Annotated in this window: 12 protein-coding genes; 9 read left to right on the forward strand and 3 right to left on the reverse strand. The window is 63.6% G+C overall.

From position 1 onward, the window contains the following. Positions 1-449 precede the first annotated feature (449 nt). Positions 450-689: a DUF1344 domain-containing protein gene (locus tag NDO48_RS28075; RefSeq protein WP_018428704.1), complete on the forward strand. Its 240-nt coding sequence runs from the start codon at positions 450-452 to the stop codon at positions 687-689. On the opposite strand, the gene NDO48_RS28080 is transcribed toward NDO48_RS28075, so the two are convergent. Further along, positions 646-2,919: a BTAD domain-containing putative transcriptional regulator gene (locus NDO48_RS28080; RefSeq protein WP_267322831.1), complete on the reverse strand. Its 2,274-nt coding sequence runs from the start codon at positions 2,917-2,919 to the stop codon at positions 646-648. The two genes, NDO48_RS28075 and NDO48_RS28080, sit on opposite strands and share 44 nt — an antisense overlap. A gap of 139 nt (positions 2,920-3,058) precedes the next feature. Here NDO48_RS28080 and NDO48_RS28085 point away from each other — a divergent pair, with 139 nt between their 5' ends. The 3 genes from NDO48_RS28085 (at position 3,059) to NDO48_RS28095 (ending at position 5,714) form a co-directional block, all read left to right on the forward strand. Further along, the gene (locus NDO48_RS28085) at positions 3,059-4,045 is read left to right on the forward strand and encodes a DMT family transporter (RefSeq protein WP_018428706.1); all 987 of its coding nucleotides are present in this window, start codon (positions 3,059-3,061) and stop codon (positions 4,043-4,045) included. Between the two features lie 121 nt (positions 4,046-4,166). Next, positions 4,167-4,868, forward strand: coding sequence for a hypothetical protein (locus NDO48_RS28090; protein ID WP_085941098.1), 702 nt, complete (start codon positions 4,167-4,169; stop codon positions 4,866-4,868). A gap of 126 nt (positions 4,869-4,994) precedes the next feature. Continuing rightward, positions 4,995-5,714, forward strand: coding sequence for a DUF1194 domain-containing protein (locus NDO48_RS28095; protein ID WP_040456260.1), 720 nt, complete (start codon positions 4,995-4,997; stop codon positions 5,712-5,714). 121 nt (positions 5,715-5,835) lie between these two features. Here NDO48_RS28095 and NDO48_RS28100 read toward each other — a convergent pair whose 3' ends face one another. Then, a complete protein-coding gene (locus tag NDO48_RS28100) occupies positions 5,836-6,774 on the reverse strand; it encodes a LysR family transcriptional regulator (protein ID WP_018428709.1) in 939 nt (312 codons plus the stop codon). A 104-nt stretch (positions 6,775-6,878) separates the two neighbouring features. Between NDO48_RS28100 and NDO48_RS28105 the strand changes: the two genes are divergently transcribed. The 5 genes from NDO48_RS28105 to NDO48_RS28125 all read left to right on the forward strand — a co-directional run bounded on the left by NDO48_RS28105 (position 6,879) and on the right by NDO48_RS28125 (position 12,813). Further along, positions 6,879-8,669, forward strand: a complete 1,791-nt coding sequence (locus NDO48_RS28105) for an adenine deaminase (RefSeq protein ID WP_026227346.1) — start codon at positions 6,879-6,881, stop codon at positions 8,667-8,669. Between the two features lie 61 nt (positions 8,670-8,730). Then, positions 8,731-10,128, forward strand: coding sequence for an NCS2 family permease (locus NDO48_RS28110; RefSeq protein ID WP_040456263.1), 1,398 nt, complete (start codon positions 8,731-8,733; stop codon positions 10,126-10,128). 61 nt (positions 10,129-10,189) lie between these two features. Then, the gene (ade, locus tag NDO48_RS28115; protein ID WP_267322832.1) at positions 10,190-11,980 is read left to right on the forward strand and encodes an adenine deaminase; all 1,791 of its coding nucleotides are present in this window, start codon (positions 10,190-10,192) and stop codon (positions 11,978-11,980) included. An 84-nt stretch (positions 11,981-12,064) separates the two neighbouring features. After that, a complete protein-coding gene (locus tag NDO48_RS28120; protein ID WP_018428713.1) occupies positions 12,065-12,295 on the forward strand; it encodes a hypothetical protein in 231 nt (76 codons plus the stop codon). A gap of 362 nt (positions 12,296-12,657) precedes the next feature. Then, positions 12,658-12,813 carry a hypothetical protein gene (locus tag NDO48_RS28125; RefSeq protein ID WP_018428715.1) on the forward strand — a complete coding sequence of 52 codons (156 nt, stop codon included), beginning with the start codon at positions 12,658-12,660 and terminating at the stop codon, positions 12,811-12,813. Positions 12,814-13,180: 367 nt separating this feature from the next. On the opposite strand, the gene imm45 is transcribed toward NDO48_RS28125, so the two are convergent. Continuing rightward, on the reverse strand, positions 13,181-13,540 hold the full coding sequence (gene imm45 / locus NDO48_RS30580; RefSeq protein ID WP_157632748.1) for an Imm45 family immunity protein: 360 nt from the start codon (positions 13,538-13,540) through the stop codon (positions 13,181-13,183). Positions 13,541-14,861 lie beyond the last annotated feature (1,321 nt).

The raw sequence follows: 14,861 nt of genomic DNA on the forward strand, positions 1-14,861 counted from the left end.
GCGGCTGAAACGGACCTTCGATCAAGGACGAATCATCGTTTCGGTCACAAGACGGACGGCCGATCTCCACACCGCCAAGCCCCTGTCGTGCGGTTGGGCGGAGGTTCAGCCTGGGGTGCGCGAACCGGCCAAGGCGCTCCCGCGCTCGAGCAACCGTGGTGAAAACCCCTTCGGCAAAACGGACGGATTCTGCCCTCCACCGTCGCACTTGACTTTCCAGCAACCGGAAAGCGCAGCCTTCAACAACGGCTCGAAAACAGGCCGGCAACAAGGCAGGAGACGGAACATGCCGCACTGACAAAGACGACGGCCTGCGGCGAGATCGCAGGCCCGCATCACCGGTCATCGGACCGAAATCAAAACCTCACGAAAACACTGGCGTGGACAAGCCCGGCATCGGCGATGCCGGGAATACCCCTCCATTGTCCAAGAACGGAAAGACACTCCCAATGAAGACCATCCTCCTCATCGCTTCGCCCCTCATCTTCATCGCCGGCGCGGCATTCGCATCGTCCCTCGACGGCATCGTCGCCAGATACAATCACGACGTACGCGTCATCACCCTGGAAAATGGCAAGAGCGTCACCGTGCCCCGCGACGTCGCGATGCCGTCGCTCCAGGCCGGCGAGAAGGTATCGATCCAGCTCAACGGCGAAGGCGACCGCGTGACCGCGGTTCTGAAAAACTAGCCGGCTCGCTCACGACATTGAAGGACAGGCGCCACGGGATCTCCCACCCGTGGCGCTTGTTGCCGGCGGCATGTCGATGCCCCCGCTGCCGCCTCGACAGACCCGAAGTGGAACGATGGATCAGGATCGTCGGCCGCGCCGCAAGCTCTCTCGATTGCAGACACGGCAAGGCGGCCATGCCGGGATGCCAAGAGCCGTTTCCGATTGCGCAAACAGCCTGCGCAACGACCTTGCCAGGGTGACGCCCAGGGCTGCTCTCCGCGTCAGGCGCTCGGAAGACCATTTCGAGGAACCTTGCGTGGTGCAGATCCTTGACGTAGCGCGGCACGAAGCCGGGACAGACATTGCCCAGGTTGAGATGCGGAAGCTGTGACAGGCAGTGATGGATGGCCCGGGACGCCTCTGCCCTGTTGCCGGTCGCCGATGCCGCCGCGGCCCAGTAGAGCGCGCCTCGCACGAAGCCCGGCTTGGTCCTGACGACCTTGCGCGCAACTTCGAGGGCGCGTTGATCGTCCTCGCCGGCGAACCTTGCCATGACCACGCTGTGATGCCGCCAGAAGTCGATGACGTCATGCGTTCCGAGCCTGATCGCCTCATTGGCCTCGTGCAGCGCTTCGTTGACCTGTCCGCGCAAGGCAAAGAGCATGGCGATATCGCCGTGTCCGCTGGGGTAGCTTGGGTTGAGGCTGATCGCGTGCCGGCATTCGGCGATCGCTTCTTCGATCCGGCCGGAGCTCTCGAGCGCGAACGAAAGGATGCAGCGGGCGATTTCATCGTCAGGCACCGCCCGCACCGCGGCTTCCGCAAGCCCAAGCGCATGCTCGATCTGCCCGGGCTCCCGCGGCAGCGCTCCGAACGCCACCGCCATCGACGTTATGACCGAGAGCGTCCGCTGCGCGCGCGCATTGTCGTGCCGCAGCGAATAGGCCTTTTCGGCGAGCCCCAGGCCGACCATCAGCGAGTCCCGGGTCATCTCGAAATATTTCATGAGCGCTTCGTTCACCAGCCTGCGCACTTCCGGCGGGCCGGGTGGGCTCTTGTCACGCACCTTCCAGTTCGTCAGCTGCAGTTCGAGGGTGACGGCGAGCACCACCGACTGTGCAATACGGTCCTGAAACTGGAGGGCGTTTTCGGAGTTGCCGTCGAACTTCTGGGCCCAGACGTTCTGGCCGCTGGCGGCATCGACAAGCTGGACATTCACTCTCAGCTCGTCACCCGAGCGCTGGATGCTGCCGCTCAACACATAGCGCGAGCGCGGTGCTTCCGCCGTCCTGGCTTCGTCGCCCGCGCCATTCTTCGGTAAGGCAGGAAGCCGCGCGAGCACGACATAGTCGGCCACCTCGGAGAGGGCCGTGGTGATGTCCTGCACGAGCCCTCTGGCAAAAAAGTCGTCGCCGCGCTCACCCGTCAGGTTGACGACATCGGCCACGCTGATGGACGGACGTCCGGCGCGTTGGCCGGCCGGGACATTTACGGGCATCGTAGCGAGCGCGGCATCTGCTGACGACAACGATTGCCACAATGCATGCGTCTCGGGGCTGACTGCGACATCCAGCTCCTTCTTCAATATGTCCTTGCACGCCTCATATGTCCGCAACGCCCTGTCTCGCTGGCCGCACGCAACGAGCAGCTCCATCTTGAGCCGATAGGATGCCTCCCGCGTCGGCTCCATGGCCAGCAGCCGATCGGCAAGGACCAGCCCGGCTTCCGTGTCGACGAGGCGCGCGAGCTTTTCAAGCGACGCAAGCGCGCGGTTCAGCAGCCTGTCGCGCTCCGATGCCGCCCAGTCGTCGAAAGCATTGCTGCCAAGATATAGTCCGTCGAGAAACGGCCCGGTATAGTAGCCGAGCACCGTTTCGAGCTCCTGCGAAGAGCGTGCCGAGAGCCCCGTTTCGAACTCCTCGACGTCGACGCGAAGCCTGTCCGGTCTGAGCCCGATCAGGTCCCTGCGCGAATGGATCAGATCCAGGCCTGCCCGGGCGAGGTCGCGACGCAGGACGCTCAGGGTCTGTCGCAGGCTGTTGCGGGAGTGTTCACTGTCGCTGTCGCTCCACAACAGGTCTGCCAGTCTTTCCCGTGTCGTCATCATGCCCGGACACCGGGCCAGATAGGCAATGATGGCGGGCCCCCGCTTTCCGGTCAGCCAAAGCGGGCCGACGGACTCCTTTTCGATCTGGAACCCGCCAAAGAGCGAAATTCTGGTTGCTACGTCGCGATCACCGCTGTGCATGTGCCCGATAGCTTTCCACCCTGGCGAATCCTAACTCAAAACTAACGCTGCGCAAACGGAGCGCCCGTCCGTTCAAGCGCTGTCATGACGGGGGATCGATTAGACGTCGCTTGAATAGCCAAGAGAGCGATGTGGGCCCGTGTCGAAACTGCAAGCCAATCTGCTGCTTCTTCTTGCTGCCGCTTTGTGGGGCTTCGGCAATGTCGCGCAAAAGACCGTTCTTATTCATCTCGATGCTCTGAGTGCCGTCGGCCTGCGCTGCCTGATCGGCGGGCTGCTGGTGCTGCCCTTCGTCCCGAGCGAACATCACGCCCCATCGGGGCCGGGTCATCTTTCGAGCCTCGCCAGGGTGGGCTTGCTGTTTGTCGTCGCCATCGCGCTCCAGCAGCTCTGCTATCTCGGCGCCTCCGTCACCAATGCAAGCTTCCTGATCAGCACGGCCACGGTGATGACCCCTCTCGCCGCATGGCTGCTGGTCGGCGAACGGCCGGCGAGCCTTGCCATCGCAGCCGGCCTGACCGTTGCCGGCGCCCTGCTCTTGTCGGGCGGGATAACAGGCTTTGGCGCCGGCGACTTCACGGCTCTCCTGTCGGCCGCCTGCTATTCGCTCTGGATGATCGAGCTTGGCCGTCACATGCAGGCCCATGGGCGTCCGTTCACCGCCGCAGCGGTGCAGTTTCTCAGCGTCGCCGCCATCGCCCTCCCGGTCGGGGCGACATTTGGCAATCTGTCGCCGGCCGCAGCCTTTGCGGCCGGCCCGGAATTGGCCGTCCTCGGCATCTTCTCCACGGCAATCGCCTTCGGCATGCAGACGGCAGCCCAGCGCTTCACCTCCGCGAGCCATGCCGCGGTGATCGTCAGTGCCGAAAGCGTCTTCGGGGCGATGGGTGCTGCGATCTTTCTCGGCGAGCGGTCCTCGGCCCTGGCTGCGCTGGGCGCCGCGATGGTGCTTGCCGCGATCCTGTCCGTGGCGATGTCGGGCCGGTCGCCGCCGACAGCCGCGCCACGGCGGATCGATCCCCTCAGGTCCTTTGCGGCCCCGCGCCTGCCCGGACCGATCCCGGTGCCGGCAAGCCCGATCGCCCCACCGCCAACTCGGCAGTTCCAGAAGGGAGGAACGCCATGATTGCCTTGCTGATCGCCCCGGCAACGCAGACCGCAACGAGACTTCGTCCGCCTGCGCCCGGGACCTGTTTGCCGGCGACGACAGGGCAGACGGCGGCCAAACGCATCGCGAGGGCGCCGTGATGGCCTCGCTGGCAGCTCTTCATCCACAACTGGTGTCGTCACTTCGCGCCCGCATGAGCGGCCCGGGCGGTTACTACAATTGCGGCAATGCCCTCGGCCTTGTTGTCGGCCTTGGCGTCCAGCTTGCCACTGCGCCCGCCGGCGCGCCGGACGAAAACACGATCATGGCGTCGGTGGCCGCCTATTTCGCCGGCAGCCACGGCGCTGTCGCGTTGACGCTGACGACGCTGGTCTTCTTTTGGGGCGGCGAAGTCTATCACCAGGCCTGGGCAAGGCCGGACGCTCCCGACGCGGCGTTGAACCGGCTGGGCGACCTGCTCTCGGGCATAGGAGCAATAGGACTCGGCATCGCCTTGCTGCTGCTTGGCGATGTGCTGCTTGCGGCAACCTCCGGGCTGCTGCATGCGCTGGGGAAATTCGGCAGCGCCTTCCATCGGCCGGGCGAGCGGGTTCCGGTGTGGCCGGCCACCTGGCCCGACCCGTTTCGCAGCGCCGTGCTCGCCAGCAGGTTGCCGGCAATGCTGGCAACGACCCTCGCCCTCGGCGCGGCCTTGCCGCAGGTCTGGTCGGGCGAATCCGCCACGATGCTGGCCATGCCGGTAGCCCTGCTCGGCTGCTACGTCCTGTGGGCCAAGGCCGACCTGCTGCTGTTCGACGCCGGGACCAAGGTCCCTCGCCGGATCTCCGAACATCAAGATTGATCGCCAGCCGGCGTGGAAAGGGAGAGTGCCATGTTCGGAATTGCGCGCCGGCAAGCCGGTCATCGGCCTCGGGCGACACATGATCCCGCAAGTCAGCCAGTCTCGAGGCCGACCAGGCGACCCGGAGTGTCGTCGAGACTGGCCGGCGCGCTCACGCTTTCGATGGCCTGGAGCCTGCCGGCGCATTCAGCCGACGTCGACGTCGCCGTCGTATTCGCGGTCGACTTCTCGTCCTCGATCGACCCCGATATCGCCAGGCTGCAACGCGAGGGACATGCCGCAGCCCTCACCTCGCCCGAGATCATTGCCGCCATCACGCGCAACTATCTCGGCTGTATCGGCATCGCCTATTTCGAATGGTCGAGTGCCGGGCGCTCGCGCATCGTGCTGCCGTGGACGAGGATCTGCTCGTTGAAAGATGCCGAGGCGGCGGCATCGGTGATCGACGACAAGGGCGACACCGGTTCCAGCCGTGGCGGGCGCGGCAGAACCTCCGTTTCCTCGGCCATCGACATGGGAAGCCTGCTGCTCGACCAGTTTCCCGGACAGGCCGTCAGGAAGGTAATCGACATCTCCAGCAATGGCGAAAACAATGACGGACTTCCGGTTCAGTCGAGCAGGCTGAGGGCGGTCGCCAAGGGATACACGATCAACGCGATCGCCATTCCGACAAAAGGCGAGACACCCGACCTGGCATCCTATTTCGCCGACGCGGTCATCGGCGGTCCGCAGGCATTCGTGGTCGCGCTGAAGGATTCGGGCGACTACGCAGCAGCCCTCCGGCGAAAGCTGGTGACTGAAATCAGCATGGCCATCGACCCCACGGCTTCCGCCGGAGCCCCATGAACGGTCCTGGCCGGCGTGTCGCACTCGCCGGTTTCGGCCACGGATCGGCCAGATCCAGGCGCGCTCTCGCCCGACCTGGCCAATTGCAACGGCCTCGATCAGGCCCGGGCAATTCCGGCCATCATCCAACCTTCTCGACGTAATAGCGCGGGATGCGCCTACCTTCGCGGCCCCGGTAGAATTCGATGCAGAATTCGACGAAGGCCTTGAAGCGGCGCGAGACGTGGCGGCGGCGCGAGTAGATGAGGTTGATTGCGGTTTCCGGCGAACGCCACTGCGGCAGCACCGGAACGAGGATGCCGTTCTCACATTCGGTCTCGACGAAAAAGCCCGGCAGATAGGCAAGCCCCTCGCCCGCGACGGCGAAATATTTGAGCGTCCAGTAGTCATTGGCGGTGCAATTGGCGGCCGGCAGGATATCGATCTCGTTTCGGCCGTTCTGCGCCAGATACCAGGATTGCGGCCTGGTCGGCTGGCGGAAGATCAGCCCGCGATGGGCGCTGAGTTCCTCTGTCGTCTCGGGCGTTCCATGGCGGGCGAGATAATCGGGGCTGGCGTAGAGGCCGTAGGATGCCGTCGACAGGCGGCGGCTGATGTAGTCGACGTCGGACGGCTCGCCCCAATGGAAGATGCCGTCAAGCGCCTGTTCGGTCACGTCGGAAAACGGTTGCCTCGAGGTCAAAAAGACCACGTCCAGATTGACCTGCGGATATTGCTGGCGGAAGGCATAGAGCAGTTCCGACGTGATGGTCGTGCCGAACTCCCCGGTCGAGCCGACGCGCAACGTGCCGGCCACCTCCTGGCGCATCTCAGCAAGTGCGGTCGCCGCGTCCTCGCAGCTTGCCTGGATGCGTCGGGCGTGGCGGAGCAGCTCGGATCCGGCATCGGTAACGTGGAGATGATGGCCCTCGCGAACGAACAGCTCCATGCCAAACTCGTCCTCCAACTGCCGGATGCGATGGCTGAGCGTCGATTTGGGCAGCCGATGCAGCCGCGAGGCAGCCGAGATCGACCTTGCGTCGGCAACTTTCACGAAACAGTCGATGACCGACAGGTCCATATTTCGTCCAATCCATTGGATGATCTGTCCAAGAAATAGCCCACTTCGGCCAATTGTGTAAACGCCGCCGGCTCGAAATACTCCCCTCAACCAGGGAGGTTCGTTTGACTGATATCAGGGAATTCATACGTGCGGCGTCGGGGCGGGAAGCCAAGGCGACATTGGCCGTTTGCGGCGGCAAGCTGGTCAACGTGGTGTCGGAGGAAATCTACCAGGCCGACATCGCCGTCTACGGCAACCGCATCATCGCCATCGGCGACATCTCGGACCATATCGGTCCCGACACCGAGATCGTCGACGCGACGGGCAAATATCTCTGCCCCGGCATGATCGACGGGCACCTTCATGTCGAATGCTCGAAGCTGTCGATCACCAGCTTCGCCAAGGCCGTGGTGCCGTTGGGCACGACCTCGATCGTCACCGGGCTCGACCAGATCATCGTGGTCGGGGGTCCTGCGGCGGCGCGGGAATTCCTCGACGAGGCCAAGCAGACGCCACTGAAGGTATTCTGGGGCGCGCCGTGCAAGACGCCATACACGATGCCGCGCTCGACCGTCGGCCACTATTTCGGGCCGGCCGACCATGCCGCGACCCATCACTGGCCGGAATGCGTCGGCGTCTGGGAGACGGTGCGCGAGTTCATCCAGGAAGAAGACCCCGATGTGCTGAAGGCGCTTGAGATCGCCGAGAAGAGCCGGCTTCCGGTGCTCGGCTGCTGCCCGATGACGCGCGGCGCACGGCTCAACGGCTACCAGCAGGCGCGTGTGCGCGCCGATCATGAAAGCTACACGCCCGAGGAAATGCTGGAGAAGCTGCGCGCCGGCATGCATGTCGTGGTCAGGGAATCGTCGATCTCGCACTTCCTGTCCGACAATCTGCGCATCGTCACCGAGATGGGCGTGAAGGCGCTGCGCCGCATCAGCTTCTGCACCGACGATGTGGTGGCGAGCGACATCCTTGTCCGCGGCCATCTCGACAACATGGTGCGCATGGCGATCTCGATGGGCATCTCGCCGATGGCGGCGATCCAGATGGCGACGATCAACGGCGCCGACGCGCTGAGGATCGACGAGAAGGTCGGATCGATTTCGCCCGGCCGCTCGGCCGACATCCTTGTTGTCAGCGACCTGCGCGAATTCCGCATCGAGGCGGTGATCGCCAATGGCGCGGTGGCCGCCCGCGACGGCGAGATGGCTGTGGAGCTGTCGCCGCCGCCGCGCAGCGAAGCGCTGCTGCGTTCGATCAAGGTCGCGCCGGTCTCCGTCGACGACATTGCCGTGCCTTACCAGGGTACGGGAAGCACCGCGCGCGCCATGGCGATTGCGGTCACGCCTGAAAAGGTCTTCGTGCGCACGCGGCGCGAAGTGACGCTTCCGGTTCGCAATGGCCGCGTGCTCGCCGATCCCGGCCAGAACATCCAGTACGTCACCGTCGTCGAGCGTTATGGCAAGACCCAACACCGGCCGGTCGCCTTCACCTCGGGCTTCGGCCTCACGTCAGGCGCCATCGCCAGTTCGACCGCGCCCGACGACAACAACATCATCTGCGTCGGCACCAATCCCGAGGACATGACGGTCGCCATCAACCATCTCATCGCCAACAATGGCGGACAGGTGGTGGTCAAGGACGGAGAAATCCTCGAATTCCTCCATCTTCCCATCGGCGGCATCGTCTCCGACATGGAACCGCAGGAAATGGCCGCCATTGAAGGGAGGCTGGACGATGCGGCGCGCAGCCTCGGCTGCGATCTGCCCTGGCCTTTCATGTACATGTTCGTGCTTCAGATCACGGCGATTCCCGACTACGCCATCACCGATTTGGGCGTGATCGACTGCGTCAACCTGACGGTGACGTCGCCGATCCTCGACCAGGAAAGGGCTGTGGCAGCGGAGTGAGGAGCGCTGCCCGGCTTTGGCCAATCGGCCGCGTCGGAACCAACAATAAGGGGAGGAATACATGAACTACCAGCCGCACATCCCGGCGAGTGCGAGCGTGCAGCCATCCTGGCTGCACGCCGTCCTCGACCGCCATTTTCAGTTCACCAGGCTCGGCTCCACCATGCGGACCGAGATTCTGGCCGGCCTGACGACGTTTCTGGCCGCGTCCTATGTCATCGTCGTCAATCCTTCGATCCTCGCCCATGCTGGCATTCCGTTCTCGGCCGGCGTCACCGCAACCGTCCTGGTCAGCTTCATCGGCAGCTGCGCGATGGGGCTTTATGCGCGCAGCCCGATCCTCGTCGCGCCGGGCATGGGCATCAACGCGCTGTTTGCCTACACCATGGTCATCGGCGCCAAGGTGCCGCTGGAAATCGCGCTCGGCTGCGTACTGTGGGCCGGCGTGCTGTTCACCATCATGGCGGTGCTCAATCTCAGAAGCGCCGTCATCGAGGCGATCCCGACCGACCTGCGCTACGGCATTGCCTGCGGCATCGGCCTGTTCATCGCCCTGATCGGCCTGGTCAACGCCAAGTTCATCGTCTCCAACCCCGACACCATCGTCGGCCTGACCACCTTCAACCCCGTCACCCTGACCTTCATCGCCGGCTTCATCGCGACGGTCGGGCTGGTCATCAGGCGCGTGCCCGGCGCCATGATGGCCGGCATGATCCTGACGACGCTGATCTCGATCCCGATCGGCCGCTGGTGGGGCAATGGCAGCGCGTTTTCGCCAGAGACGCCCGACGTGACCACGCTCGTCAACTGGAGCGGCCTGTCGGCAGCGCCTGATTTCAGCTTCCTCTGGCAGGTCGACCTGCTCGGCGCGCTGCAGGTCGCCTACATCCCGTTCATCTTCGTGTTCCTGTTCACCAATTTCGTCGAGGCGCTGTCGACCTTTCTCGGGCTGGCCGAAGCCGCCAACCTCAAGGACGAGAACGGCATGCCGCGCAACATCAAGGAATCGATGCATGTCGACGCCGTGGCTGCTCTGATCTCCGCCCCACTCGGCACAAGCCCGGCGACCGTCTACCTGGAATCGGGCGCCGGCATCGCGCAGGGCGGCCGCTCTGGCCTCGTCGCCCTTGTCGCCGGCCTGCTGTTTTTGCCCTTCCTGTTTTTGTCGCCGTTGCTGTCGCTGGTGCCAGCCATCGCCACCGCACCGGTGCTGATCCTGACCGGACTGTTCATGTCGGAGCCGATGGGCCGCATCCGCTGGACGGATGCCGAGGAAGCCATTCCAGCCTTTCTCGCCATCGTGCTGATCCCGCTGACCTTTTCGATCACGCTCGGCCTGTCCCTGGCGATCATCGCCTATGTGCTGCTCAAGCTGGTCGTCGGCAAGGCCGGCGAAGTGAGGCCGATCATGTGGTTCGTCGCACTGCTCGCGGCCGCTCTCGTCGCCCAGATCCAGTAGCACCCCTGGCGGGCGTTCCGGCGCCCGCCAGCCCCTCACCTTTCAAAGGAAATCCCCCGCCATGCTTCAACCCTGGTCTGAAACCGCCCCGCGCCTTGTCGACGTGGCGATGGGGCGGACACCAGCCGATCTGGTGATCCGCAACGGCAGATGGGTCAATGTCTATTCCGGCGAGATCGTGCCGGGCACGGATGTCGCGGTCTCGGCCGGACGCTTTGCCTATGTCGGACCCGATGCCGGTCATACGATCGGCGAGACCACGACGGTCGTGGACGCCGAAGGCCGCTATCTCGTGCCTGGCCTGTGCGACGGCCACATGCATGTCGAAAGCGGCCTGGTGACGGTGACCGAGTTCGCCCGCGCCGTCATACCCCACGGCACGACCACGATGTTCATCGACCCGCATGAGATCGCCAACGTGCTCGGCCTGTTCGGCGTGCGGCTGATGAACGAGGAAGCGCAGAGCCTGCCGATCAACGTGCTGGTGCAGGTGCCGAGCTGCGTGCCGAGCGCACCGGGACTGGAGACCGCGGGTGCGCAGCTCAGCTCCGACGACGTCAGGGAGGCGCTGGCCTGGCAAAACATCATCGGTCTTGGCGAGATGATGAATTTCCCCGGCGTCGCGGCCAACGACCCCAAGATGGTGGCCGAGATTGCCGCTACGCAGGCCGCGCGCCTGACGGTCGGCGGACATTACGCCTCGCCCGATCTCGGCCATGCCTTCCACGCCTATGTGGCGGGCGGCCCTGCCGACGACCATGAGGGGACGACCGTCGAGGACGCCATCGCCCGCGTCCGCCAGGGCATGCGCGCCATGCTGCGGCTGGGCTCGGCCTGGTACGACGTCGCCGCCCAGGTCAAGGCGATCACCGAACGCGGCATCGACCCGCGCAACTTCATTCTCTGCACCGACGACAGCCACTCGGGCACGCTGGTCAATGACGGGCACATGAACCGGGTGGTTCGCCACGCCATCGCACAAGGGCTGAAACCGGTCACGGCGATCCAGATGGCGACGCTCAACACCGCCCAGCATTTCGGCATGGAGCGCGAACTGGGCTCCATCGCGCCAGGCCGGCGCGCCGACCTCGTCATCACTTCGGACCTGGCGTCGTTGCCGATCGAGATGGTGTTTGCGCGCGGCAAGCTTTTGGCCAGGGACGGCGCGCTTGCCGCCGACATGCCCGCCTACCGGTATCCCGACAATGCCAAGAACACGGTGAAGCTCGGCAGGAAGCTCGCTGCCTCTGACTTCGACATTGCCGCATCAGGCGCTGCCGAAGTGCAGGTGCGGGTCATCGGCGTGGTCGAGAACCAGGCGCCGACCAAGGCGCTGGTGCGGGATCTGCCGGTCAAGGACGGCATCGTTGCGATGGACCGCGCCAGCGACGTCTGCCAGATCGCGCTGGTCGAGCGCCACCGGGCCACCGGCGAGGTGGTCAATGCCTTCGTCTCGGGCTTCGGCTACGCCAGGGATTGCGCCATGGCCTCCACCGTTGCCCATGACAGCCACCACATCATCGTCGTCGGCACCAACAAGGCCGACATGGCCAAGGCCGCCAACGGGCTGCAGGAGGTCGGCGGCGGCATCGTGATGATCAGCGAGGGCAAGGAGCTGGCGCTGGTCGAACTCCCGGTCGCCGGCCTGATGTCGGACGAGCGGGCCGAAGTGGTTGCCGTCAAGGCCGGCAGGCTGGTCGAAGCCATGCGCGAATGCGGCTGCAACCTCAACAACGCCTACATGCAGCACTCGCTGCTGGCGCTCGTCGTCATTCCGGAACTGCGCATCTCGGACAAGGGGCTGATCGACGTCACCAGGTTCGAGAAGACCGACGTCATCATCACGAATTGACGGGGCGACGGCCCGGGGTTCCCGGGCCGATGGAACTTGCTCCGAGCCCAGGAACAGAATGCGAACATCTTGCGGCGCGAGCCCATGCGTGGCAAGATCAGGGACATGAGCAAAGTCGCATCCGCCAGGATTGCCAGAGGGCCGGACGAAGGACACGTCGTCGTGGCGCGGGCCCTGGAACTCTACATTCTGGCCGGCAACCCGATCGAGCTCTGGGGCCTGGAAGACTATCTTGTCAGGGCTCACTTCCTGATTGCCGCGGCCCGGGCCGGAGACGAGACGCCCGGGTACGGCCTGGGCGCCGCGCTTCAATAAGCAGCTTCAGGGAGCAGATGTCCCCGCCGGCCGCAGCCGGCAGGGCGCATGCCCTGCTGCGACAACCTGCCGATAGACAACGGACGGCATGGCCTGGATCACGCCCGGGCCTTCTTTTCCAGCGCTTCGGTCAATGACGAAACGACAGGCAATGTCCGCAAAGGATCGTTCAACTTCCTGTCGCACCGACGGGCGTCGACAGGAAGTTCGACGACGGCCACGACGATCAATGAGGACTGGGCAGGCCTGCCGCTCCATTTGGATGCCGTCGCCATGATGTGGCATGATCATCGTCCACCCGCCGCTTTGCTTGTCGCCGGCAACTCCTGTGTTCCAGTGCCTGTCAGTCCGCTCGAGGCCCCATGAAGCTGATGTTCATCGCCTGCCTGCTGTTGCTCGGCTCGGTCTGGTTCGGCCTCGCTTACATCGGCGCCGTTGCCTGCGAAAAATCAGAAACGTCAAAGTTCCCGTGGGACAGGACAAGGGATTGCAGTGCCGCGGCAAACCCGTTCGACTGAACGAGTGAGCGATGCGGGCCGAAAAACCTCATCGCTAGGCCTGCGATGCTCTCGGAACAGGCATCGACAGGCGACCGGCGGCCCGAGTTCGCTCTTTCCGCCAGGACGATCATTGGGCCGAGACGAACGTTGCACTGTCCTTCTGGGCCTCATCTTGCGCGACGATTGGATAGCGTCGGCGCACCATTGACCGCAGGAAGGCGTTACCGAGCCCAGCCACGCATCAGCTCGGCAAGGGGCGACTTGACGAAGACGCGGCCGGACATGGCGAGGAGACTGCCGCGAAAGCGACGCCAAGGGGACCGGTCATCGCTCGAAATGGCTTCTTTCGGGACCGGAGGATATTTGCTGCTGCGCTCGCCGCAGATTATTCGTCTGGTAGTTTGTCTGGTTCGCCGCGACCATCTCTCAATACCCACACGGAACCGGCGGCGGAACGACTGTCAATCCATTCTTGCCAATGACGACATAACCACGTGGGGGAGATGGCTACCTCGCCTTCCACCTTAGCTTCTATCGGAAGGACAACTGAAACAATCCCCGCGTCGTGCCCGGAATCTCGTACAAGCCCTAGGCCAGATCCTTGCCACGTTGCAAATAACATCCAATCGACGATTTCGTCCTTTCTACCCACTCGCTTGAATCGAAACAACGTTCCCCGGTACAACGGATCATCATCCGAAACAGTTGAGAGTTTAACCCAGCTAATACGAGATACCCAAATCATGGCGACCGCTTGGGTCGACTTCTTCTGTTCGAGTTAAATCTTCATCGTCTTTCAGAGGAGGAGCGTCGGCACGGTATCATGAGTCGCTACGGCGGGGGTCAGCCTGATAGCCAGGTGCAGGCGCTCGCAAACAACTCCGCCGAGCCGGCAATGTGCCATGCATGGAGTGAGGGGCTTGGGCCGCAACCAAAGCGGGCGCGCCCGAGGTGATGGTTAGCGCTTGGAGTGCGGCCCCTCATCAGAATCCACGGCCCTGGCCGGGCCAAGCTCGACAAGATTATCGCAGCGCAGCCCTTTCCTTGATTTCCGTGCGTCAGATGATGAAAACGCGCCTCCCAGTAGCGCAAGAATATGGATGAGAGCAGTGGCCTCCCCCATTTGGAGGAGTGACAGCATCCCAACGTCATCGGAAGTTGTGGGGCGCAGGCCGTCCCCAAAGCGGGCCTGCCGGGGCTGGTGCAATAGGGGGGGGCGTAGCCAAGTTGCGCCAGCCCACCCCGCCATGGAGCCCTTTTTGGGTTAGCCGGCAGCCTCGCGGGAACTATCGTGCACAGGATCGCCGTCATATGGCAGCCCCAATGCGGCGAGCTGCATCCTGACCAACTCTCTTACCGCCTCCTGGCGGTTTACACCGGACAAATGCTTGCTGACATAGGTATCGATTGCGTCCGCAAGATCCTCCGAAACGCGCAGATGTATCGCAACGCTTCCGCCCACCCGCGGTCGGCCGCGCTTAACTTCACCCAACTTCAACTGATGCCCCCATCGTTACCTGTGAGGGGACGCTACAAAACGCAGTCACAAAACAGAATACGCCAAATGCGGTAACCCATTTGGGTTAAAGATACTCCGCTATTTTTCGCAGTGAAATCATATCAAGGTCCACTGGATGCCAAACCGCGGCAGCGAAAGACTCGTCTTTTCATGAAGCTACCCTATGTTTGATTGTATCGACGGCAACTGATCCGGGCACCGTCGGCTGTGAGCGTACATCGAGCTTCCGCCCCAACGAAGGGAGGAAGCCATGTCCGCTTCCCAGAGAGAACCGTCTGCCTTTGATTTCGTCGTCATCCAGGCCGCGCTCCGAAAGCTCATGCAATTCGAGCCCGGAGCCGATCCGAAGACCCGCGCACGGCAACTCGTGCAAGACATGTGTCCGGACAACGCTATGTCTGATGAGATGCTGGATGCTTTGGTCTTGGGCACATCGCCAAATGGGCTAAGAAGGGTCAGTAGCCTCGAATAACGAAAAAAGCCCCACCACCTTTCGGCAGTGGGGCGATCATAACGAAGCAAGTCGGACTGGAGTTTGTCGACTGAC

Origin of the sequence: Aminobacter sp. MET-1, from assembly GCF_026521175.1 — a bacterium.
Lineage (GTDB): Bacteria > Pseudomonadota > Alphaproteobacteria > Rhizobiales > Rhizobiaceae > Aminobacter.

Excerpts from the sequence above, each read along its gene's own strand:
- ade (WP_267322832.1), top strand. The coding sequence starts at position 10,190 with ATGCTTCAACCCTGGTCTGAAACCGCCCCGCGCCTTGTCGACGTGGCG.
- NDO48_RS28125 (WP_018428715.1), top strand. The coding sequence starts at position 12,658 with ATGAAGCTGATGTTCATCGCCTGCCTGCTGTTGCTCGGCTCGGTCTGG.
- NDO48_RS28075 (WP_018428704.1), top strand. The coding sequence starts at position 450 with ATGAAGACCATCCTCCTCATCGCTTCGCCCCTCATCTTCATCGCCGGC.
- imm45 (WP_157632748.1), bottom strand. The coding sequence starts at position 13,540 with ATGATTTGGGTATCTCGTATTAGCTGGGTTAAACTCTCAACTGTTTCG.
- NDO48_RS28090 (WP_085941098.1), top strand. The coding sequence starts at position 4,167 with ATGGCCTCGCTGGCAGCTCTTCATCCACAACTGGTGTCGTCACTTCGC.
- NDO48_RS28080 (WP_267322831.1), bottom strand. The coding sequence starts at position 2,919 with ATGCACAGCGGTGATCGCGACGTAGCAACCAGAATTTCGCTCTTTGGC.
- NDO48_RS28120 (WP_018428713.1), top strand. The coding sequence starts at position 12,065 with ATGCGTGGCAAGATCAGGGACATGAGCAAAGTCGCATCCGCCAGGATT.
- NDO48_RS28100 (WP_018428709.1), bottom strand. The coding sequence starts at position 6,774 with ATGGACCTGTCGGTCATCGACTGTTTCGTGAAAGTTGCCGACGCAAGG.
- NDO48_RS28110 (WP_040456263.1), top strand. The coding sequence starts at position 8,731 with ATGAACTACCAGCCGCACATCCCGGCGAGTGCGAGCGTGCAGCCATCC.